This window comes from Pseudoalteromonas sp. MT33b (assembly GCF_014117385.1).
GTDB classification, from domain to species: domain Bacteria; phylum Pseudomonadota; class Gammaproteobacteria; order Enterobacterales; family Alteromonadaceae; genus Pseudoalteromonas; species Pseudoalteromonas lipolytica.
The window spans coordinates 1,793,279-1,815,302 of the sequence record NZ_CP059831.1; the positions used below are offsets into that span (position 1 = coordinate 1,793,279).

A 22,024-nucleotide genomic window follows, 5' to 3' on the forward strand; every position below is an offset into this window, starting at 1 on the left:
GGAATAGAGATGCGTACCAGTCAATATATACTCGCAACACTTAAAGAAACTCCGTCTGATGCTGAGATTGTTTCTCATCAATTAATGCTACGAGCTGGCATGATCCGCCGCGTTGCGTCGGGTTTATACACGTGGTTGCCCTCTGGTTTACGCGTACTGAAAAAAGTAGAAAACATTGTACGTGAAGAAATGGATAAAGCCGGCGCAATCGAAATGCTAATGCCGATTATCCAGCCAGCTGACTTATGGGAAGAATCGGGCCGTTGGGAGCAATTTGGTCCTGAATTACTGCGTATTAATGACCGCCACAATCGCCCATTCGCACTTGGTCCGACGCACGAAGAAGTTATCACTGATTTCGTTCGTAAAGAAGTAAGCTCATATAAACAACTTCCACTGACTCTTTATCAAGTACAGACAAAAGTACGTGATGAAGTGCGTCCTCGTTTTGGTGTGATGCGTGCACGCGAATTCACCATGAAAGATGCGTATTCTTTCCATTTAAGTGACGAGTGTTTAGAAAAAACATACCAAGTAATGCACACAGCATACTGCAATATCTTTGAGCGTCTGGGTCTTGATTACCGTCCAGTTATTGCTGATACCGGCTCTATTGGTGGCAGCGTGTCGCATGAGTTTCATGTACTGGCTGAATCTGGTGAAGATGCCATTGCATTCAGTGATGCAAGTGATTACGCAGCAAATATCGAAAAAGCTGAAGCGCTTGCACCAACAGATGCACGTCCAGCAGCGACAAAAGAGCTTAAGGCATTCCCTACGCCAGATGCAAAAACAATTGCTGAGCTAAAAGAGCATTACGGGGTTAAACCTCATCGTGGCGTTAAAACACTGATTGTGTATGGCGCACCTGATGAAAACGAACAACGTGGTTTAGTGGCTCTTATTGTACGTGGTGATCATGAATTAAATGAACTAAAAGCAGAGAAACACCCGCTTGTTGATTCACCTCTTGAAATGGCTAAAGAAGAAGACATCGTTGCGGCGATTGGCGCGAAACCAGGCTCACTAGGCCCTGTTGGTCTAAACATGCCTATTATTGTAGACCGCACTGCCAATGTAATGGCTGACTTTGTTGCCGGTGCAAACAAAGATGGCGAGCACTTTAGCGGCATTAATTGGGACCGCGATGTTGAAAACTATGAAGTTGCCGATATTCGTAATATTGTAGAAGGCGATCCTAGCCCATGTGGCCAAGGTACGTTACAAATTAAACGCGGTATTGAGGTTGGTCATATCTTCCAACTGGGTACTAAATACTCTGAAGCAATGAAAGCAGGTGTATTAAGCGAGTCAGGTAAAAATCAGATCATGACAATGGGTTGTTATGGTATTGGTGTATCGCGTATCGTTGCCGCTGCCATTGAACAAAATAATGATGAATACGGTATTAAATGGCCACAACCTATTGCACCGTTTGATTTAGCCATCGTTCCTATGAACATGCATAAATCTCATCGTATTCCTGATATTGCAAACAACTTATATGACGGTCTAAAAGCGCAAGGTATCGATGTGTTATTTGATGACCGTAAAGAGCGCCCAGGTGTTATGTTCAACGACATGGAATTACTCGGTGTGCCTTACACACTGGTCATTGGTGAACGAAACCTAGATGAGAATAAAGTTGAGCTTAAAAACCGTCGTACGGGTGAAAAGCTCATGCTTGATTTAGACACTGCAATCGCTGAAATTGCGGCATTAGTAAAAGGCTAAACCTTTTACGCTATCTCAGTTAAAAAAACCGCTTCGGCGGTTTTTTTGATCATGTGCACTTTGTCATAGATGTTTCGCTAAACCGTCTTTTTAATGTCACCTTCTATCCCTAGCATTTAGCTTATTACACCATGAGTAAATGCCATGAATAACACAACTAGCAGTAATAAAACTCACTATCCTGCCGTTTGGATTTCCGACGTTCACTTAGGTTACAAAGACTGCCAAGCTCAGTATCTATTAAACTTTTTAAATTCTATCGAATGTGATGTACTTTACCTTGTTGGCGATATAGTTGATTTATGGTCAATGAAACGGCAGTTTTTCTGGCACCCAAGTCACTATGATGTACTTGCGCTTATTCAAAAAAAAGCCAAAGACGGCACGCGTGTTATTTACATACCAGGAAACCATGATGAAACTTTTCGTCATTACGCCAACGAGTCATTATTTGGTATAGAAGTTCATAAAAAATATATACACACCACGAAGGCGAATAAACGTTTTTTACTTTTGCACGGTGATGACTTTGATTCAGCAACCCGTTACAACAAGCTAATTAGCATAGCGGGTGATGCTGGATACGATTTTTTACTCTTTTTAAACCGCTGGACAAACCGAATTAGACGTTTGTTTGGAGGGAATTACTGGTCGCTTGCTTCGTGGATCAAAGCACGCGTACACAAAGCGCGTGCAGCAATTGAAGCCTTTGAAAATGCAGCAATTCATGAAGCAAAAAAACAAGGCGTTGATGGCATAATATGTGGCCATATTCATCACCCTGCGGTGAAAATTGTCGATGATATTGTGTATTGCAATGACGGAGATTGGATAGAAAACTGCACAGCGCTTGTTGAAAACAGTTGCGGAAAAATTGAGTTGCTACATTGGAGCGAAACACAAAAAGTCATTCACTCTGCAGATATCAGCAAATTAAAGCCAACCCCCGCCTTCGACAAAAGCCAAGATGCGGCATAAGCTGTTTAACCTTTGAGCCACATCGACAATTTATTGCGTAATGTGGCTTGCTTAATAGGTTTTGTAATGTAATCGTTCATGCCAACACTTAAACACTTTTCTCTGTCGCCAGCCATGGCACTGGCTGTCATCGCAATGATGATCACATCTTGATAAGCATCGCCTGCTTTACCTTGTCTGATTTCCTTTGTGCAGTCATAACCATTTAAGTTGGGCATTTGACAGTCCATTAAAATTAAATCGAATATTGTCTTACTATTTTTCAAAAGTTCTAATGCTTCAAAGCCATCATTGGCTGATTCAATAGTCACATTGCTGTCGCGAAGGATGGCTTTACTCACTTCAATATTAATTAAATTATCATCAACGATAAGAATATGTTTATCGCTCAAATCAATTCTAACTTGCTCTTTATCTGTGCTTTTAACATGCTCAACAAACTGCTGACTATTATTCAATAATAGCGCTAATCGATAGCTTAATTCATCAGGCGTAATGGGCTTTGCAATCACCATTACATTAGCAGGTAAGTCATATTTTTTGGCAAGTGACGACATAACCCCTAAGATGAGTGCATGTTTTTGCAGATGATTTCTCGCCCAATTCAACACTAGCTCGAATAAGGGATGTTTGTGCTCAACAATCACTAAATCAAGTAACTTAAGTTCAGCCTCTGTCACGTTATTTAATCTAAGTAGCTGTTTGGGTGCGGGCTCTGATAGCACAGTAAGTTGTTTTTCAAGGTTGGTTGCCAATTTATCGTACTGCACCGCGATACCCATTCGTTTTTCAGGTAATGCAGCAATAACACTGTGTTGTATGGATATGTCTGAAGGTGCGACACAAACACTTGCGATAAAACAGCTGCCCTTACCTTTTTCGCTTTCTACTATGATATCATCGCCCATAAGTTGCGATAACTTGCGACTGATTGACAAACCAAGGCCGCTTCCACCGTAATGACGCGTTGTACTCGAGTCTTCTTGGGTAAACACCTCAAAAAGCTTATCTTGATTCTCTTTTGAAATTCCAATCCCAGTATCACACACCGAAAAATTCAACATTAGCTTATTTTTCTCAACAGACAGCTGTGTAACTGTCAGGCTAACATGCCCTTGGTGGGTAAATTTAAAGGCGTTACTTAACAGGTTATTTAAGATTTGTTTTAGTCGATGACTGTCACCCATAACCGTTCTTCGTGTAATGCCACTGCAATCAAAAAGTACTTCAATGCCTTTTTTCTGTCCTTGCACTGCCATCGATGTCACTAAATCACTGCACACAGATACCACATCAAATTCGTGACAGTCTAAATCGAGTTTGCCTGCCTCGATTTTCGAAAAATCAAGAATATCGTTTATCAACGTCATTAAAGAATTAGCGCTACTATTCGCGTAATGTAAATATTTTTTTTGCTGTGGGGTAAGCAGTTCTTCTTCAAGCATTTCTAGCATACCGAGTACACCATTCATCGGGGTCCGAATTTCATGGGAAATATTGGCAACAAACTGACTTTTAGCTTTACTTGCCGCTAATGCTTTTTCGGTCGCTTCTTCAAGCTCGGCTGTGCGCATCTTTACTTTTTCTTCCAGTGAACCATTGAGCTTTTCAAGCTGATGTTGAGCACATTTCAGCGAATCAATATTGCGTAATATTGCCGCTATTTGAAATTCTTGATTAGCCGCATCAAAAATAGGAGCCATGGTAATCGAAAAGTAGTGGGTATTTTCATCGGCAATATGTACCGCTTCGAATGAGCACCGTTTTCCTTCTTTAAGTGCCTGAGCAATGCCCTGAAAATCTTCGTCATTGTAGTTAAATAATTCATCAAATTGTGTGTGTTGCTCTTCAATTCCAAAAAACTCTTTCGCTGTTTTATTCGCATTATCGATAACACCGTTTGCTTTTATCATAATAATGGCATCGGATGAGCTTTCGATTATTTTGCTATTCTTCTCCTTAAGAAAGCTTAGCTCGAGTTTACGATTAATATCTCGCTGGTAAATAATGAACAAGATAACGACTACTACAATGATCAAACAGAGCATGGCTATAAATCTATAGCGCTTTTGCTTTATTTCATACAGTAAGTTTTCAGTATCAATTGCCACTGCTATCGTTAACGGCTCCATTTGAATACCATTTTGAAACGCTATCTCCTCTTTCAAAAAAAGCCTGTCAGGTAAGTTCACCACGTCAAAGAGATCAACGTGCGCCATATCATGATTACTATTAAATTCTTCGTACCAAAAATGCGCATCGCCTTTTTCAAAACTAAAACGGTATGCTTCATTTGGATGATAGATAAATTGTTGTTTTGCATTTAAAAGAAAAACATTAAATTTTCGCGGGGTTCCTTCTATTAAACCTTGAATTAAATCGTCTGCATAATAGTTAATGATTAACACCGCGAAAGGGTCACCATTGGCATCTTTAATCAGCTTAGAGACTCGGTACGTGCTTACATAAGGCACTTGAAGTGCACCGTTTTCACGATTGTAATTAATAGGCGAAACATAAATATGGCCATTGGTTAATTGACGGGTGATTTGCATGTAATCACGCTGACCTTTGTGCTGTAAATTTTGCTCAGCAATACGGCTGACTTTGCCGTTTATGTTGTCTACACGTACAACCTCTTTGCCGTTATCAGCGACATATATGTAGCGTGCTTGCGCTAAATCTTTGTCGGTTGCCATAAACCCGCTAAATATTTTAGCTAAGCGGTCTTTCCAGGCTGAAATGGGCGTGCCTAACACAGGGTCGATATTATTTTCATTTGTGGCCCGCATAATCGCCATGATCGGCGGGGTTGCATCAAGGAAGTTTAAAGCTGAAATATTCTCTCTTAACGTCGTAGTAAAGGTCGACTTTTTTGCTGAAAGCTCTCGCTGCATTTGCTCATAAGTTCGTTTGTAGACATCTTCACGCGTATCAATTTCATATTTTACGGTTGCTAAGCACGCCATTATGACAAGGACAATAAATGCAAATATAGGTAACTTGTGTAGCACTATTAAACGCGATAATTTTTCAGAATCCATTGAACAAAAAGCCTTATTTACCACCTTGTAAATAGTATAGGAGAATTTCATGATAAAGATGGGGGAAAGATAAAAAATTATAATTAATTATGACTACCTACAGCAGCGTTCGCTAGAAACGAAAAAAGCACCAAAACGGTGCTTTTAATCGTATAAATAACTGACTTATTGACTATCTAAATAGCACGTCTTCTTTATTAAACCACTTAACGCAGAAAGCCAATAACGCCCCCGCTACAATAACGGTGGCTAAGAAAATGAGCCCAACGAGGGTGTAATCAACAGTGCCTTTAATAATCTCTTTAATCGCTAAAGCAACATTCGTTACCGGAATAAACGCCGTTTTGCTGGTGAGCTCTACGTTAGGCATTAGCGCAATCATAATCGGGAAAATAACCCCAATACTCAGCGGTGCCATGTAGTTTTGTGCTTCTTTAAAGGTACGTGCGTAAATAGAAATCGCGAGCGCAAGCGATGAAAAAATGGCCGCAATTGGAACGAGTAATATAAAAATCAATCCCAAATCAAACACAGTTAATGAGCTAAATGCTGTTTTAACAACGGCTAAATCAACAAATGCGATAGCAACAGACACCCAAATTCCCATACTGAGTACCGTAATCGTCGTTGTTGCGATAGATGAAGCGAGTAATGTAATAAATTTACCAAGAACCAGCTGCGTACGCGTGATTGGCGTAAGTAAAAGAGTTTCTAGCGTACCGCGCTCTTTTTCTCCCGCACCTAAATCAATCGCTGGGTAGGTTGCGCCCATTAAAACCAGTGGGATCAATAAATAAGGAATAAACCCGCCAATTTTTTCACCCAGATTTTCACGTTTATCAGCCGTATCCACTTTCACGACTTTTATAGGCTCGATAATCGCAGCCTGTTGCTGCTCTGATACACCAAAACTTAACAGCTTGGTAGTACGCAGTTTATCGCCATACTCTTTGGCAAGTTCTTTTACACGGTCAAACAAAAAGTTAATCGCTTTTGCATCGTTATACACGACTTGCCATTCACTCTGTTTGGCATTATCTAACGTTTGTTTGGCATCTGAGGGTAAGTATATCCCCATGTCAATCGTGCCAGCTTTAACTGCATTTGTTAAATCTTCAACTGAATTGAACGATTCTTCGCCTTTATACTGTGAAAAGCTTTTATGATAAAAAACTTTGTCTGTGAACTCTTGTGCGTATTGACCATTAATAATGGCGTAGGTATGCACTTCTTGCTCAGCCTCTAACGCAGCCTGCGAGCTAATAAAGGCCATAATTGCAAATAACAATGGAAAAATAGCAACAGGTAGCGCAACCACAAATATGAGTGTTTTACGGTCGCGTAATAGCTCTTTTAATTCCTTTTTAAATACTTCAAACATCACGACTCTCCGTTAAAATATTCATAAACGCTTGGTTCAGCACGTCACTTTGTCCTGTTTGTTTAAATTCATCTAACGTGCCATCAAAGCAGCTAAGCCCTTGATTAATAACTGCGACACGGTCACATAACAAGGCGACTTCATCTAAATGATGCGTTGAAAAAATAACCGGCGTGCCCTGCTCTTTCAGGCCTTTAATAAAGTTAATAACGGTTTGTGTGGTCATAATATCAAGGCCAGTGGTTGGCTCGTCAAGTATGACGACGTCTGGCTGGTGGATCACTGCACGCGCTATATTGGCTTTTTGTTTCATACCTGTAGAAAGGTTTTCGGCGCGTTTATCAATAAAACTGTGCATATCGAGTAAAGTAAACAATTCGTCACAACGTGATGCAATCAGTTTTTTATTCATACCATGCAGGCGTGCAAAGTATTCTACATTTTCTTTGACGGTTAATCGCCCATACAACCCAGTGCTGCCTGATAAAAAGCCAATTGATTTTCGTCCAATCAATGGCTTTTTAACAATATCGTGACCAGAGATAGTAATGCTGCCCTCATCTGGTTTCAATGCGGTAGAAATCATTCTAAGTGTCGTTGTTTTACCCGCACCATTTGGACCAAGCAAACCCAATACTTCACCTTTATCGCAGTGAAAACTGACATCTCTTACAGAGTGAAAAAATTGCTTATCTTCACGGGGATCGATTTTATCCGTGTTGTTTTTTTTATGATCTTTCGTCAGCTTAAATTTCTTTTTAAGCCCTGCTACTTCAATCATGTTCGTTTCCTTCGTTTCGGTCTAAAGTAATCTGTATTACTGTAAAATTCTGGATTTTCATTGTCGGTCCACCACCCTGGCACACCTAACAAAGGGAGTGGCGATAAGTTTTTATTATCGCGCAAACAATCATCAAACTTAATCATCTCATAAAGGCGTTGATCTAGATATGCATATTGACTGCTTAAATCTTTACAAAATATGTCATCAGGAACAACGATAAACAGCGCCTTGCCTGTCAAACCTATATAAGGTTGAGTGAGCATTTCATAATTTGCATGACCAAACATATAAGGACGAATAGTGCGCCCCCATTCTTCGCGCTTATCAACAAATGCATGTTCCCATTGATGATCACGCAATTGTTGCTGCCATTGCGTGTGTGTAATTGCAAGCACAACACCACATTCATCAAACAATGTTAGGGCGTTTCGGTGTTTACTTCGCTCTTTTAGACCATGTAGTTTAATTTCTTCAATATGTTGATGGTTTATCAGTGACTTTGTTTTTGGAAACAAACACCAAATAAATCCACCAAAGAGATCGTGCCAATTCTGTTGCCGCGTCGGCACGTGGCCCGTTTCGAATATAATTTGTTCATAGTAACGGCTTTCATCAGCAAACTGCTCGTCTTCAACAAAGCGAATAGCTTGGCCTTGTGACGTTGTGGCATTTAAAAATTGTGAAAACCATTGGCAACTCGGCCAATCAGTCAATTCATGAATTTTGAATAAATGGGCTAAGTCGGCAAATGCGCCGGTGGTTAAATACTGTGTTGACCACTGCTCTGGCGGTGTAAATCGTTTCATGGGCTATTACATTTAACTTCTTGAAGCTTTACGCTAGTTTACCGTAAAAACTGGTTCTCATTAATAGAACCTCATATACTATTGCCATCTTAAAACAAAAAAAGAGCTATTATGAAACGCTATTTTCCAATGACAGTACTCGCAAGCGCTATTCTTGCAGGCTGTGCTTCAACAAGTATTACTTCTGATGATGTAGAAAAAGCCTATCAAAGCATTAATTCAGCACAATTAGCTGAGCATATTAAAGTGCTTGCTTCAGATGAGTTTGGTGGTCGTGCACCTTCATCAAAAGGTGAAGAATTAACCCTTGCTTACCTAACAGAACAATTCAAAGCGCTTGGTTACCAACCAGGTAATGGTGATAGCTTCTTACAAGAAGTGCCTCTGGTATCCCTTGAAGCCGACCCTAACATGGTCCTTACTATCGGTGGTATAGATTATGAGTATAAAAAAGACATGGTCATGGGCAGTAGCCGTATCAGCGCACAACAAAGCATCAAAGATTCTGAACTCGTGTTTGTTGGTTACGGTGTTAACGCCCCTGAATATAACTGGAACGACTACGAAGGCTTAGACGTTGAAGGTAAAACAGTGGTTATGCTGGTCAACGACCCTGGTTTTGCTACAAAAGATCCGGCGCTATTTACCGGCGATGCGATGACCTATTATGGTCGTTGGACGTATAAATATGAAGAAGCGAGCCGCCAAGGTGCCGCAGGTGCAATTATTATTCACGAAACCGCACCGGCCTCTTATCCTTGGTCTGTGGTTGAAAACTCATGGAGTGGCGAACAGTTTGGTTTTCAAAAAGAAAACAACAATATGGACCGTGTTGCGGTTGAAGGTTGGGTAACGACAGATGTCGCTAAAGAGCTTTTCACAAAAGCAGGCTTAGACTTCGATACCATGAAAGCCAACGCAGCAAAAGGTGCATACCATGTTGATATGGGCGATTTAACCGCGAGCGTAACTGTAAATAATACGATTAAAAAGTCAATTTCATATAACTTCATTGCGACTTTGCCTGGTAGCGAAAAACCAGACGAGCATGTTATATACTCAGCTCACTGGGATCACTTAGGCACTGATAAAACCCGTAAAGGTGATCAGATTTATAACGGTGCACACGATAATGCGACAGGCACTGCGGGTTTAATTGAGGTTGCTGAAGCATTTACAAGTTTACCGAAGCACCCTAGCCGCTCAATGACCTTTTTAGCTGTTACCGCTGAAGAGCAAGGCTTACTTGGCTCTAAGTATTACGCTGCTAACCCCGTTATTCCTGCTAAAAATACTGTTGCCAACATTAATATGGATAGCTTGAACTTGCTCGGTAAAGTAAAAGATATCAGTGTTGTTGGTATTGGTAAGTCAGAAATGGACACGTTATTAGAAACGGCAGCTAAGGCACAAGATAGAACTGTTTCGGGCGATCCTAAACCTTCATCAGGTGGCTACTACCGCTCAGATCATTTTGCATTTGCAAACATGGGCGTGCCTGCAATGTATGCAGGCGGTGGAAGTGTTGCTTTTGATGAAGAAACGGCCTCTTACCGCAAGCGCATGAGTTTAGTGCTTCGTGGTTGTTATCATCAACCTTGCGATCGTTACCGTGATGAATGGGATCTTTCGGGCGCAGTTCAAGACCTTCAGTTATTCTATCAAGTTGGTTTTGATATCTCTGAGCGTGAAGAATGGCCTAAATGGAATGAGAGCTCAGAATTCCAACGCAAATAGATGCAAATGATATTGATTTTCATTTAAAGTAATAATACAGTGTAATCTGATTAATTTTTAGGTTGCACTGTATGATTTTATTAACACAATCGAGATTCTTTTCTCAAAAAGCGAGGTGTTATATTACGGACAATAAGCGCTTATTCTTGCCCCTTTTAATTCTTATTGCCCTTGTTGTACCAGCAACTCGCGGGTTTACCTTACAAGCATTAAGCGATGCTTTTTTTCAGGTTTCTGTTTTCGTAGCCGCAACCCTATTAATCTATTACTATTTAATTGATCGCCTTCCCCAACTGCAATTAAGCTATTTACGCGCAAGATCTGGTTTTTTAGAGGTGAGCTTTGCCTCTATATTGGGCGCATTACCCGGTTGTGGCGGAGCAATCATTGTTGTCACTCAATTTACTAAACGACAAGCAAGCTTTGGTTCTGTGGTTGCGGTATTAACAGCAACAATGGGTGATGCTGCATTTTTACTACTCGCAACCCGCCCACTTGATGGCCTTATTATGATGCTATTAGGCGTGTGTGTGGGCATCATCAGCGGACAAATCGTTAACCTTTTTCATAGTAGGCACCGCTTTCAGCCTTCACAGCCAAGCGACTATATTGAAGAGCCACAATGTCAGCCAAAAGCAATCCAATTTAGCCGACCTATTTGGAAGTTTTCACTGCTCCCAAGTGTGATCATCGCTTTTTTAATTGCTATGAATGTTGAGCAAACACTTTTTAGCCAACCTATTATCGATATCATCAGTGTGTTTGGATCGATAATGGCCTTGTTTGTGGTTGTTATCTGGGCGTTGTCGTCAAAAGGTCAAAATTACAAACAAATTACCAGCGAAGAAGCGCCCTGCACCCCACCTTCAAAGTTAACGAAAGTCTTGATGGATACACACTTCGTGACTGCCTGGGTTGTCGCTTCGTTTATGGTATTTGAGATTTTTGTTAATGTGGTGGGTGTTGACCTGACTGGTTGGTTTTCTGACTATGCCTATTTAGCCCCCTTGATAGCTGTTGCCATAGGACTGCTTCCGGGTTGCGGACCACAAATTGTCGTTATGACTCTTTATATTCAAGGCATTATTCCGTTTAGCGCGATGGCTGCAAATGCAATCTCTAATGATGGTGATGCCCTGTTCCCTGCAATAGCGCTGGCTCCACGAGCCGCAGTGGTCGCCACTGTTTATTCGTCTATCCCAGCCTTGATTGTTGGTTACGGTTTATATTTTTACGGTCTTTAGTGTAGAGATTAAACGCACAATGCCCTATGAAAACAGGGCATTGTGTGACGAGTGCTATTTAGGACATGGGCCGTACTGATTGTGTTCTTTTTCTGAGTCTAAAACACAGAACACAATAACGATAAGCACACCAACAACAGGTAATAAATACAAAAGCTGCCACCAACCTGACCGGCCAGTATCATGAAGACGTCTGGTGGTTGCACTTAATGATGGTATAAAAAGCGCTAATGCATAAATACTGCTAATAATCTCTTCGCCTAGTAAGCTATCAATTAAGCCGCAAAGCATCGCAAATAGCAGGTAAAAGAGGATAAACATCCAATATGACTGACGACGTATGCGCCCGGTAAAGTCGGCATATCTATTCAACGCTTCTTTAAAGTGCTCCATTTAATTCCTTGTAAAATATCGTTATTTATACACATTCACTTAAACATCATACATAAAAAAACCAGCCGTAGCTTAATGCAGATCAGTTAAGCATATTTTTATGATCACTTGACTGATCTTTTCATAGCTTCACAATCCGATATTAGAAATAGTATCGGATTTTTTTATGTCTCTAATTCAACACTTCGATGATATGTCCTCCTTTTTAGATGATGTACATACACTCGACAAACTTAAGCAGGTTCTTGACCCTGATATTCTTGAACAAGCATTTGAACATGCGGGAGTTGCCACTGTTCGTAAAAGGCGGTTACCGCTAGAAGCTATTATGTGGTCTGTAATTGGTATGAGTTTATTCCGAAACGAAACTGTGTGGGATATTGCTAACAGACTCGACATATCCTTGCCTGGAAAAAACAAATTAATAGCGCCGAGTGCGCTCGTGCAAGGTCGCCAAAGGTTGGGTTACGAAGCAGTCCAACAAACATTTCAATTACTTTCACATAAAGTGTTTGCCACCCAGCCTTTTGAGCAGTGGTGTGGACTTAATTTACTTGCAGTGGATGGCGTTAGCTTCCGAACTCATGATAATCAAGAAAACCGAGAAAAGTTTGGCAGTGACAGTAATCAGCATGGAGAAGTCAGCTATCCACAAATTCGAATGTGTAGCTTAATGGAAGTATCTAGCCACTTATTGTTAGACAGTAGTTTTGATGCCCGTTGTGTAGGCGAAATGAGCTTAGCTCAACGTCTATTACCAGCCGTACCGGATAACTCTCTGACCTTGTTTGACCGTGGTTATTACTCATTAGGGCTACTTTATCAATGGCAAAGCCAAGGAAAAAACTCTCACTGGATGTTGCCAGCAAGGAAGGATTTACAGTATCAAGTTGAACACAGTATCAGTGACAATGATAAGATTGTTACCTTGTCTACAAGCCTTCAGGCGAGAAAGAAGTTTGAGTCATTACCAGATACCATAACGGCAAGATTAACCACTTATAAAGCTGATGGAAAAAGCTATCGTGTTCTGAGTTCTCTTATTGACCCTTTACGATTTCCGTATGACGAATTAATAGAGGTTTATACACAACGCTGGGAAATTGAGCTGGCGTTTAGAGAAATAAAGCAGGGATTGAATCACAGCAAACATACATTACGTAGTAAGAAGCCAGACATGGTACGCCAAGAGTTATGGGGATTACTACTCGCTTACAACTTAATACGCATAATCATGCTTGATGCAACTAAAGAAGAAGATATCTTGCCTACTCAATTAAGCTTTAGCCAATCTATGCGGCAGGTAATCGCTTTCTTCATGTTTACGCCAATACATAGTGCAAGTAAGTTACCTGTTCATTATGATGAGTTACTGACAACACTTAGGTTGTTTATCTTACCCGATAGGCTACCAGACAGGCATTATCCAAGGGTGATAAGAAGGAAACCAAATAAGTATCCTTACAAAAGAAAATGCCAGTCAGCTCTTAACTGACTGGCATTAAGCCGTAGCTGGTTTTTTAATAACGAATAAATTAGCTCATTGCCATCATCATTTTTGCGGGATCTTCTAAGTAAGATTTCCACAAATTATTGAATCGAGCAATAGTACCGCCATCGATAACACGGTGGTCACCAGACCAGCTCACTTGCATTATAGCTGCCGATACCACATGACCATTTTCATCAAAGCGCGGTAGATGCTGTAATTTACCTAATGCGACAATTGCCACCTCAGGCTTATTGATGATCGGGGTTGCAATTGTGCCACCAATCGCACCAATATTAGAAATACTGATTGTTCCACCCTTTAAGTCATCAGGTGAAACACGACCATCACGAGCGGCTTCTGTTAAACGAGTAACTTCGTTTGCAACATCAACAATGCTCTTCGACTGGCATGATTTAATATTAGGCACTAATAAACCAATCTTCGAATCTACTGCCATACCAATATTATGATCATCAAAGTACGTCAACTCTGTACACTCATCGTTTACTTGCGAGTTAAGCACTGGGAACTGCTTAATTGCAAGCGACAACGCTTTGATAAAAAATGGCATCATAGTGAGCTTAACGCCCTGCTGTTTATACTGCTCTTTTAAATCAGTACGCAGTGCAATAAGTTTTGTTAAATCGATTTCGTCACAGAATGTAAAATGAGGAATTGTCGATACTGACGCAACCATTTGCTTAGCCATCGCTGCTTTAATGCCTTTAATTGGCTCAACACGGCTTCCGCCTGTCACTACCACAGGTGTTGATTGTGATGTTGCTGACGAAACAGTTTCAGTGCGTGCTTGGCTTTGACCCTCATTTAAGAAGTCTTCAATATCCTGCTTATAAATACGGCCATTTTTACCCGAACCCGGCACTTGCGTTAAATCAACATCTAGCTCACGGGCTTTACGACGCACTGCCGGTGATGCAACTGCTTTTTTGTTAAGCTGTTTATTTGCAGCAGGCGTTGCTGGTTTTTCTGAAGGTTTATTGGCCGCGTTAGTTTGTGCTTTAACAACCGCTGAGCTGACATCAGGCTCGGCAGTATGACCTTCTATACTCATTTGGAATAACGGGCTGTGTACCGCAGCAATATCGCCTTTTTGATAGTAAAGCTTTTCGACTTTACCCGTGTATTTAGCCGGAATTTGAACCAAAGCTTTGTCTGTCATCACATCACAAACAGCTTGATCTTCTACTATTTCATCGCCTTCGCTGACTAACCACTCAACGATTTCGCATTCAACAATACCTTCACCAATGTCTGGCAAGATAAAGTCTTCTAAATACGAGCCTGAGGTTGCAGTTTGCGGTGTTGGCTGTGCAGCGGTATCGTCTGCTGCTTCAACTGTTTGGCTTGGCGTTTCACCATCAACATCCATTGCAAATAAAGGAGCATGCACTTTTGCAATATCACCTTTTGCGTAATATAACTTGCTGATCACACCATCGTGCACTGCAGGAATTTGTACAAGTGCTTTGTCGGTCATTACGTCACAAATAGGCTGATCTTCTTTTACCGTATCACCCTCTGCAACTAACCACTCAACGATTTCACACTCTACGATGCCTTCGCCGATATCTGGTAAGATAAAATCTTTAGACATACTGACTCCTAAAACTCAACTGATTGCTTAATCGCAGCAAGCACTTTGTGCGCATCTGGCACATATTCTTTTTCAAGGGCGAGTGGGTACGGCGTATCTAAACCACACACTCGTGCAATTGGCGACTCTAAGTGTAAGAAACACTCTTGTTGAATAGTCGCAACAATCTCGGCCCCAAAACCATTGGTAATTGGCGCTTCGTGGCTAACAATTAGGCGCCCTGTTTTAGTAACAGATTTAGCAATTGTTTCAACGTCCCAAGGTAAAATTGTACGTAAGTCAATAACTTCACAACTAATACCCTGTTCAGCTGATTTTTTCGCTGCGTCTTCAATGATTTCCATCTGCGCCCCCCAAGCAAGTAAGGTAACGTCAGTACCTTCTTGAACAACTTCGGCTTTACCAAGCTCAATGCTGTAATCTTCTTCAGGCACTTCACCGGTTGATGCACGGTATAAACGCTTAGGCTCAAAGAAAAGAACCGGGTTGTTGTCCTTGATTGATGCACGTAATAAACCTTTAGCTTGATAAGGGTTACGTGGCACAACCAATTTTAAACCTGGGGTATGTGCAAAATAAGCTTCAGGCGATTGTGAATGATATAAACCACCTGCAATCCCGCCACCATACGGCGTGCGAATTGTTAAATTACCCACGTTAAATTCATTACCACTGCGGTAACGGAATTTAGCTGATTCATTCACAATTTGGTCAAATGCAGGGAAAATATAATCAGCAAATTGAATTTCTGCTAATGCAGGCGCACCGAATGCAGCAAGGCCATTGGCAAAACCTAAAATACCTTGCTCAGTCAAAGGTGTATTAAATACACGATGCTTACCGTATTTCTCTTGTAAGCCTGAGGTTGCACGGAATACACCACCAAAATAGCCAACATCTTCACCAAAAATACAGGCATTTGGGTGCTCTGCCATGGTGATATCAAGGGCAGAATTAATTGCATGAAGCATGTTCATTTTAGCCATTACTTTAATCTCCCTGCAGTCGTTGGATAAGCATCAGGATGCTGCAAAATGTGTTGTTTTAATTCTTCGTATTGTTTTTGCAGTGATGGAATTGGCGTATCGTATACATCAGAGATAAGTTCTTCTAACGCTGGTTTCGCCACTTTTTCTGCACGTTTAAGTGCCGCTAAAATTTCTTCACGAATAGTTTCTTTATCTTTCGCATCTTGGGCTTCATCTAACCACCCCTGCTTAAGTAACCACTTGCGAAAACGCTCAATTGGGCAACCTTGATGTTTGGCTTCTTCGTCTTTACTGCGGTAACCACTTGGATCATCACTCGTAGAGTGTGCACCTAGTCGATAAGCAATCGACTCAATCAGTACCGGCTCACCATGGGTTGTAACGATTTCACGTGCTTTCTTAGTCGCAGCATAGACAGCAAGTGCATCTGCACCGTCAACTCGAATAGTTTTAATGCCATAACCAACACCGCGTGATGCAATACCGTCACCTTTAAATTGCTCATCTGCAGGCGTTGAAATCGCATAGCCATTGTTACGTGCAAAAAAGATAACAGGCGCTTTATGAACCGCAGCCATATTCAAACCGGCATGGAAATCACCTTCTGAGGCAGCACCTTCACCAAAATAACAAATAGTGATGTTATCAATCGTGCTGTTTAAATCACCCGTTTCTGCATCAATGTGACGTACTTTTTGACCGTATGCGTAACCCGTAGCCTGCGGGATTTGTGTCCCTAGCGGCGACGATATAGTCATATAGTTAAGTTCGCGAGAGCCATAATGGATTGGCATTTGGCGACCTTTACCTAAGTCTTTCTCATTCGAGAACATCTGATTCATAAATTGGTCTAGGCTAAAACCACGATAACGTAATGCCGCTTGTTCGCGGTACTGCGCCATAATCATGTCATTTTGATCAAGCGCTGCAGCCGAGGCAGTCACCGCCGCTTCTTCGCCTAAACATTGCATATAAAAACTAACACGACCTTGACGCTGTGCCGCTTGCATACGCTCATCAAGCGCACGAATGAATCGCATTGTCTCATAAAGACGAATTGCGGTGTCTTTGTCGATATCAGGTGCTGTTGCACCTTCATAGATGTCGCCTTCCTCATTAAGAATGCTTAATGTAGGGATTTTTAATGCGTGACCATCAATAAATGACAGTTCATGATTAATATTCAGCGATACGTTATTTGGATTACTCATAACCTACCTTCTTTCGTTGTCAGATACATACGCTACTGCCCTTATTTGAATTTTTATCAGCAAAAGCTGTAAGGATAAAGTTTGCGTAATTTTCAATCTATTTAAATTAAACTGCCGACACTTTACGTTAACGTAAGTTGTTATTCAACTAATCATAGACGAATAGTCGATAAATCGCTAAACATGCATGGAAAGTTAACTATACAAAAATAAATTTTATTTAATATCATATAGTTAACTGTATTTTGGTGGGTGTAAATGCAACTATTTTAAATAAAGTTGCTATCAACTTGCATTGGAATAACCGTCAATAATGCACGCTGACCTAAGGCTACATCAGCATTTGGGAAGATTATAGCTTCACCCTCAACCTCAGCCACATACCTGGTCTGACCATCAGTTGCTAATAATTCACCTTTCGCGAAGCCCGTAAAATTTTCTACGTCATCTGCGAATGGAAAACTAAAGTCTTCGCACGTTCGGTTTATTGTTCTATAAACTGAAAAAAGCTCAAAATCAGATGCATTAAACTCACCATATTCAACACTTTCTTGACTAATTAATGCAATTAAAGTTTCTTTGGTTTTCGCAAAGCGTGACATATCATTCTCACCAAACGCTTTAACTTGACCGAGCTCAACGGTAAATGAGTCAGCGCCATGGACAAATGACGAGTAGTAGCTAAAGGTTGTCGCTGCCGACTTCATCATTAATACGGTGTTTACGCCACAGCTTAATAAAAACTGCAATTGTGATTTTTTCCACGGTTTGCCATGTAAGTACGGATACACAGCAAATTTTTCATTTTTTGAACCACGAATAGCAGTATGCAGATCATAATGACAACGTGCGCTACCTTCGCTGCCACGACTAAAAAAGTCACTGACAACATCTTCTAATTGTTTTGCGCGCACACGCTCAGGGTTTGAAGCAATGCCCTCTTGGGTATGATGACCATTGAATAAACGATTTAAGTTTTCTTCAACAAATCGCTTACCGATATTTATTGATTTTGGGTTACCAAAAATAAACAGCACGCGTTGTTTTAAGGTCATCTCTTCTTTAATTATTGCACTAATTAACTGATCGCAAATTTCAATTGGCGCTGTTTCATTACCGTGTATCGCACTTGATAACACAATATCTTTATTGCTTGCTGTTGCAGGCTGAAACTCGATAATCCCCGTGTCATGGACAGTCACATTTGTCCCATTCGTTAACGTGAATGATGAATAAGGTAATGAAAATTCGTTTTCACGAGTTAAGCTTAGAAAATCACCCGACGCTTTAAGCGCATCCAGGTAAGTAGCTGATGAGTAGCTCATGGTCTGATCCTAATATTACGTGAGAGTAGAATACAAAAACGGCTGATTAAATCAGCCGTTATAATAAAAAAGAAAGATAAATTAGCGGATAACAGAATCAACTAATTTTTTGGCTTCTTTTTCTAGTAATGCGAGGTGTTCTTCACCTTTGAATGATTCAAGGTAAATTTTATAAATATCTTCCGTACCTGAAGGTCGCGCAGCAAACCAACCATTTTCAGTTACGACTTTTAAACCACCAATCGCCGCGTTGTTACCCGGTGCATGGGTCAGCTTTTGAATGATTTCATCACCTGCAAGTGTATTGGCTTTCACATCGTCAGCTGATAACGCTTTTAGGCGCGATTTTTGTTCAGCATTCGCAGGCGCATCGATACGCTTATAAATCGGCGCACCAAACTCTTGTTCAAGCTCTTTGTAAAGCGCTGAAGGTGTTTTGCCTGTTACCGCTAAGATCTCAGCGGCTAGTAAGCCAAGAATGAAACCGTCTTTGTCTGTATTCCACACGGTACCATCAAAGCGTAAGAATGAGGCACCTGCACTTTCTTCGCCACCAAAGGCTAAAGCGCCACAACTTAACCCTTCAACAAACCATTTAAAGCCAACCGGCACTTCTTTTACTTTACGGTTGTTGCGCGCAACGACCTTATCAATCATGCCGCTTGAAACAAGCGTTTTGCCAATTGCCACATCTGCAGACCAATCGCGGTGATTTAATAAATAATCAATCGCAACAGCAAGGAAATGGTTCGGATTCATTAAACCATCCGGTGTTACAATACCGTGACGGTCGTAATCGGGGTCATTCCCAATACTGATATCGTAATCGTCTTTCAGGGCAATTAAATTCGCCATAGCGTAAGGTGACGAGCAATCCATACGAATTTTACCGTCTTTATCAAGCGGCATAAATGCAAAACGTGGATCGACTGACTTATTTACGACCGTTAGGTCTAAATTGTATTTTTTGGCAATCACTGGCCAAAAGTTAATACCTGAACCCCCTAGTGGGTCGATACCAATTTTAATTTTAGCGTCACTGATGGCTTTCAAGTTAATGATATTCTCTAAATCATTAACGTACGGCGTGATCAAGTCTTGATATTTAATAAAGCCTGAGCGAGACGCTTTTGCAAAAGGAAATAACTCCACCTCAACAAGGTCTTCTAATAAGAGTTGATTTGCTCTGTCTTCAATCCATTTGGTAACGTCTGTGTCTGCTGGGCCACCATTTGGCGGGTTATACTTAAAACCACCATCTTCGGGTGGATTATGAGAAGGTGTAACAACAATCCCATCTGCTAACTCATTTTGGTTCACTTTATTATGTGACACTACCGCGTGGCTAATTACCGGCGTTGGTGTGTATTCATCATTCTCTTGCGTAATCACTTGTACTTCATTAGCAACAAGGACTTCGATTGCAGAGTTAAATGCCGCTTCACTTAATGCGTGAGTATCTTTACCTAAGAAAAGTGGTCCAAAAATATCGTTTTCTTTACGAAAATCACAAATAGCCTGGGTGATCGCTAAAATATGCGACTCATTAAACTTTACATCGTACGAGCAACCACGATGGCCAGACGTACCAAAGGCAACGCAATGCTCTGGATTTTGTTCTAGATCTGGTTCATTTAAATAGTAGGCTGAAACCAGCTTTGGTACATTGACTAAGCTTTCTTGAGGTGCAGTTTTACCTGCATCTGGATGAATCGCCATAATATTTCCTTATTGATTATAAGTAATCACGAATCTTTTCTGCTTCATCAGCCGTGTAACCAAGGCACAAGGCGACTTCATGAAGCATCATTTTTTTACGCGTAGTATTAGAGTTTGTCATCACCCAGTATTCTGTATCAGTGATGTTTTTCGGGTTCATACTGCTGCCACTTTCAAGTAACGCTTCTTTACTTGTGGCAAAATAAACGCGGTCACGTCCTTTAATTTCAAGCACGTTAACAAAATCGTCTTTATGTGTTCTGTACAAAGCAGCCAAAATAAATAAGAAACGGCCGACAACGCCTTTTTGCATCGCTAGCTCTTCTTTATTAAGCACATTGAATACATTACCTTTAGCGTATGTCGTTGCTGTGACAGCTGGTTGGCTTTTTGATTCAGGCGCTGCTGATTCTGTGTGTTGTTCCGTGTCTTCTTCTGATTCAACAACGCTGATTTCTTGTTCAGTGTTTGTCGTCGTTGAATGACTGGTCGTTAAAGTGCCATCAGAAAGGTTTAATAAACGACGCAAAATGGTTGATGCACTTTCACCAATACTTTGCGTATTACTCGCGATGTATTGATATAACTCGTCGTCTATGTCGATTTTTTTCATGTTATTCCTGTCTTTACGGGTCACATTTTAAAAGTTCGCAATGATTATACCTAAGCTCGCAGCAATTCTCTATGTTTTGCAATTTGTTATTTCACTAGGCAAAATAGCGCCACTTAAAATAGGAGCTAAAAATGCTATTAAATTACCAGCAAAGCGGCCAAGGTTCGCATGTTGTTTTGATCCACGGATTATTTGGTTCGCTAGAAAACTTAAATGTCATCGCGAAAGCACTGTCAGAAAATTACACAGTGACCAATATCGATTTACGTAATCATGGTAAATCATTCCACAGTGATAGCATGAACTACACGGTAATGGCTGCCGATGTTTTAGAGTTACTGAACCATTTAAATATCAATAAAGCACATATTGTTGGCCATTCAATGGGCGGTAAAGTGGCTATGCAATTAGCACTTAGCTACCCAGAACGCGTTGAAAAACTAGTGGTTATGGATATTTCGCCAGTGGCTAACAAACCTCGCCATGGCGCTATTTTCAAAGGTTTGAACGACGTTGCTAATTCTGCCGTTACAGATAGAAAAGCAGCCGACGAAATACTTGCCAAACAGATTCCCGAGCTTGGCGTACGCCAATTCTTATTAAAAAGTTTTGCCAAAAATGAACAAGGCCAGTATCAGTGGCGGTTTAACTTAGCTGTTTTAGACCAACAATATGAAAATATTTTAGCACAACTTGATGAAAATGATTCTTGTTTATGTGATACTTTATTCATTAAAGGGAATGATTCAGACTATATTTTAGCTGAACATCGCCCTGTTATTATGGCGTTATTTCCAAATTCAAAGGCAAAAATAATTCATGGTGCGGGTCATTGGCTTCATGCTCAAAAACCGCTTGCTGTAAATAAAGCAATCAGTGATTTTTTAGCCTCGAATTAACGTCGATAAAATTCACTGTTTTTGATCGTACGCACTAAATTAATACGATTTTGTGTGGTA

General features: G+C 40.8%; 17 protein-coding genes. 6 read left to right on the forward strand and 11 right to left on the reverse strand.

The window, feature by feature from the left end:
- The first annotated feature begins 9 nt into the window (after nucleotides 1–9).
- Both H3302_RS08270 and H3302_RS08275 read left to right on the forward strand, forming a co-directional pair.
- A complete protein-coding gene (locus H3302_RS08270) occupies nucleotides 10–1,734 on the forward strand; it encodes a proline--tRNA ligase (RefSeq protein ID WP_036968292.1) in 1,725 nt (574 codons plus the stop codon).
- 144 nt (nucleotides 1,735–1,878) lie between these two features.
- Nucleotides 1,879–2,712, forward strand: a complete 834-nt coding sequence (locus tag H3302_RS08275) for a UDP-2,3-diacylglucosamine diphosphatase (protein ID WP_065979953.1) — start codon at nucleotides 1,879–1,881, stop codon at nucleotides 2,710–2,712.
- 5 nt (nucleotides 2,713–2,717) lie between these two features.
- Here H3302_RS08275 and H3302_RS08280 read toward each other — a convergent pair whose 3' ends face one another.
- From H3302_RS08280 to H3302_RS08295, 4 genes are all read right to left on the reverse strand, one after another.
- A complete protein-coding gene (locus tag H3302_RS08280; protein WP_182394875.1) occupies nucleotides 2,718–5,756 on the reverse strand; it encodes an ATP-binding protein in 3,039 nt (1,012 codons plus the stop codon).
- 172 nt (nucleotides 5,757–5,928) lie between these two features.
- On the reverse strand, nucleotides 5,929–7,137 hold the full coding sequence (locus tag H3302_RS08285; RefSeq protein ID WP_182394876.1) for an ABC transporter permease: 1,209 nt from the start codon (nucleotides 7,135–7,137) through the stop codon (nucleotides 5,929–5,931).
- The gene (locus H3302_RS08290) at nucleotides 7,130–7,918 is read right to left on the reverse strand and encodes an ABC transporter ATP-binding protein (protein WP_036968282.1); all 789 of its coding nucleotides are present in this window, start codon (nucleotides 7,916–7,918) and stop codon (nucleotides 7,130–7,132) included. Before H3302_RS08290 ends, H3302_RS08285 begins: the two co-directional genes overlap by 8 nt.
- Complete coding sequence (locus H3302_RS08295; protein WP_182394877.1) at nucleotides 7,915–8,727, reverse strand: DUF3025 domain-containing protein; 813 nt, start codon at nucleotides 8,725–8,727, stop codon at nucleotides 7,915–7,917. The genes H3302_RS08290 and H3302_RS08295 overlap by 4 nt, the downstream gene beginning before the upstream one ends.
- Nucleotides 8,728–8,838: 111 nt before the next feature.
- Here H3302_RS08295 and H3302_RS08300 point away from each other — a divergent pair, with 111 nt between their 5' ends.
- Together H3302_RS08300 and H3302_RS08305 are read left to right on the forward strand one after the other, a co-directional pair.
- Entirely contained in the window at nucleotides 8,839–10,464 is a 1,626-nt protein-coding gene (locus H3302_RS08300) for a M28 family metallopeptidase (protein WP_182394878.1), read from the forward strand.
- 71 nt (nucleotides 10,465–10,535) lie between these two features.
- Complete coding sequence (locus H3302_RS08305) at nucleotides 10,536–11,708, forward strand: putative manganese transporter (RefSeq protein WP_036968273.1); 1,173 nt, start codon at nucleotides 10,536–10,538, stop codon at nucleotides 11,706–11,708.
- A 54-nt stretch (nucleotides 11,709–11,762) separates the two neighbouring features.
- On the opposite strand, the gene H3302_RS08310 is transcribed toward H3302_RS08305, so the two are convergent.
- Nucleotides 11,763–12,101, reverse strand: coding sequence for a DUF805 domain-containing protein (locus H3302_RS08310; protein ID WP_065979958.1), 339 nt, complete (start codon nucleotides 12,099–12,101; stop codon nucleotides 11,763–11,765).
- 166 nt (nucleotides 12,102–12,267) lie between these two features.
- On the opposite strand from H3302_RS08310, the gene H3302_RS08315 reads away from it, so the two are divergent.
- Nucleotides 12,268–13,596: an IS4 family transposase gene (locus H3302_RS08315; protein ID WP_182394880.1), complete on the forward strand. Its 1,329-nt coding sequence runs from the start codon at nucleotides 12,268–12,270 to the stop codon at nucleotides 13,594–13,596.
- A gap of 40 nt (nucleotides 13,597–13,636) precedes the next feature.
- Here H3302_RS08315 and H3302_RS08320 read toward each other — a convergent pair whose 3' ends face one another.
- The 6 genes from H3302_RS08320 to seqA all read right to left on the reverse strand — a co-directional run bounded on the left by H3302_RS08320 (nucleotide 13,637) and on the right by seqA (nucleotide 21,065).
- On the reverse strand, nucleotides 13,637–15,208 hold the full coding sequence (locus tag H3302_RS08320; RefSeq protein WP_182394883.1) for a dihydrolipoyllysine-residue acetyltransferase: 1,572 nt from the start codon (nucleotides 15,206–15,208) through the stop codon (nucleotides 13,637–13,639).
- A gap of 8 nt (nucleotides 15,209–15,216) precedes the next feature.
- Nucleotides 15,217–16,194, reverse strand: coding sequence for an alpha-ketoacid dehydrogenase subunit beta (locus H3302_RS08325; protein WP_182394886.1), 978 nt, complete (start codon nucleotides 16,192–16,194; stop codon nucleotides 15,217–15,219).
- The gene (locus tag H3302_RS08330; protein WP_036968259.1) at nucleotides 16,194–17,408 is read right to left on the reverse strand and encodes a thiamine pyrophosphate-dependent dehydrogenase E1 component subunit alpha; all 1,215 of its coding nucleotides are present in this window, start codon (nucleotides 17,406–17,408) and stop codon (nucleotides 16,194–16,196) included. Before H3302_RS08330 ends, H3302_RS08325 begins: the two co-directional genes overlap by 1 nt.
- A gap of 269 nt (nucleotides 17,409–17,677) precedes the next feature.
- Nucleotides 17,678–18,733: a succinylglutamate desuccinylase gene (astE, locus tag H3302_RS08335; RefSeq protein WP_065979960.1), complete on the reverse strand. Its 1,056-nt coding sequence runs from the start codon at nucleotides 18,731–18,733 to the stop codon at nucleotides 17,678–17,680.
- An 81-nt stretch (nucleotides 18,734–18,814) separates the two neighbouring features.
- The gene (gene pgm / locus H3302_RS08340; protein ID WP_182394888.1) at nucleotides 18,815–20,452 is read right to left on the reverse strand and encodes a phosphoglucomutase (alpha-D-glucose-1,6-bisphosphate-dependent); all 1,638 of its coding nucleotides are present in this window, start codon (nucleotides 20,450–20,452) and stop codon (nucleotides 18,815–18,817) included.
- 16 nt (nucleotides 20,453–20,468) lie between these two features.
- Nucleotides 20,469–21,065, reverse strand: a complete 597-nt coding sequence (seqA, locus tag H3302_RS08345) for a replication initiation negative regulator SeqA (protein WP_036968250.1) — start codon at nucleotides 21,063–21,065, stop codon at nucleotides 20,469–20,471.
- A 131-nt stretch (nucleotides 21,066–21,196) separates the two neighbouring features.
- On the opposite strand from seqA, the gene H3302_RS08350 reads away from it, so the two are divergent.
- Entirely contained in the window at nucleotides 21,197–21,964 is a 768-nt protein-coding gene (locus tag H3302_RS08350) for an alpha/beta fold hydrolase (RefSeq protein WP_065979962.1), read from the forward strand.
- Nucleotides 21,965–22,024 lie beyond the last annotated feature (60 nt).

Bases quoted from the DNA above. Each gene is read 5' to 3' on its own strand.
- H3302_RS08270 (WP_036968292.1), top strand. From the start codon at position 10: ATGCGTACCAGTCAATATATACTCGCAACACTTAAAGAAACTCCGTCT.
- H3302_RS08275 (WP_065979953.1), top strand. From the start codon at position 1,879: ATGAATAACACAACTAGCAGTAATAAAACTCACTATCCTGCCGTTTGG.
- H3302_RS08280 (WP_182394875.1), bottom strand. From the start codon at position 5,756: ATGGATTCTGAAAAATTATCGCGTTTAATAGTGCTACACAAGTTACCT.
- H3302_RS08285 (WP_182394876.1), bottom strand. From the start codon at position 7,137: ATGTTTGAAGTATTTAAAAAGGAATTAAAAGAGCTATTACGCGACCGT.
- H3302_RS08290 (WP_036968282.1), bottom strand. From the start codon at position 7,918: ATGATTGAAGTAGCAGGGCTTAAAAAGAAATTTAAGCTGACGAAAGAT.
- H3302_RS08295 (WP_182394877.1), bottom strand. From the start codon at position 8,727: ATGAAACGATTTACACCGCCAGAGCAGTGGTCAACACAGTATTTAACC.
- H3302_RS08300 (WP_182394878.1), top strand. From the start codon at position 8,839: ATGAAACGCTATTTTCCAATGACAGTACTCGCAAGCGCTATTCTTGCA.
- H3302_RS08305 (WP_036968273.1), top strand. From the start codon at position 10,536: ATGATTTTATTAACACAATCGAGATTCTTTTCTCAAAAAGCGAGGTGT.
- H3302_RS08310 (WP_065979958.1), bottom strand. From the start codon at position 12,101: ATGGAGCACTTTAAAGAAGCGTTGAATAGATATGCCGACTTTACCGGG.
- H3302_RS08315 (WP_182394880.1), top strand. From the start codon at position 12,268: ATGTCTCTAATTCAACACTTCGATGATATGTCCTCCTTTTTAGATGAT.
- H3302_RS08320 (WP_182394883.1), bottom strand. From the start codon at position 15,208: ATGTCTAAAGATTTTATCTTACCAGATATCGGCGAAGGCATCGTAGAG.
- H3302_RS08325 (WP_182394886.1), bottom strand. From the start codon at position 16,194: ATGGCTAAAATGAACATGCTTCATGCAATTAATTCTGCCCTTGATATC.
- H3302_RS08330 (WP_036968259.1), bottom strand. From the start codon at position 17,408: ATGAGTAATCCAAATAACGTATCGCTGAATATTAATCATGAACTGTCA.
- astE (WP_065979960.1), bottom strand. From the start codon at position 18,733: ATGAGCTACTCATCAGCTACTTACCTGGATGCGCTTAAAGCGTCGGGT.
- pgm (WP_182394888.1), bottom strand. From the start codon at position 20,452: ATGGCGATTCATCCAGATGCAGGTAAAACTGCACCTCAAGAAAGCTTA.
- seqA (WP_036968250.1), bottom strand. From the start codon at position 21,065: ATGAAAAAAATCGACATAGACGACGAGTTATATCAATACATCGCGAGT.
- H3302_RS08350 (WP_065979962.1), top strand. From the start codon at position 21,197: ATGCTATTAAATTACCAGCAAAGCGGCCAAGGTTCGCATGTTGTTTTG.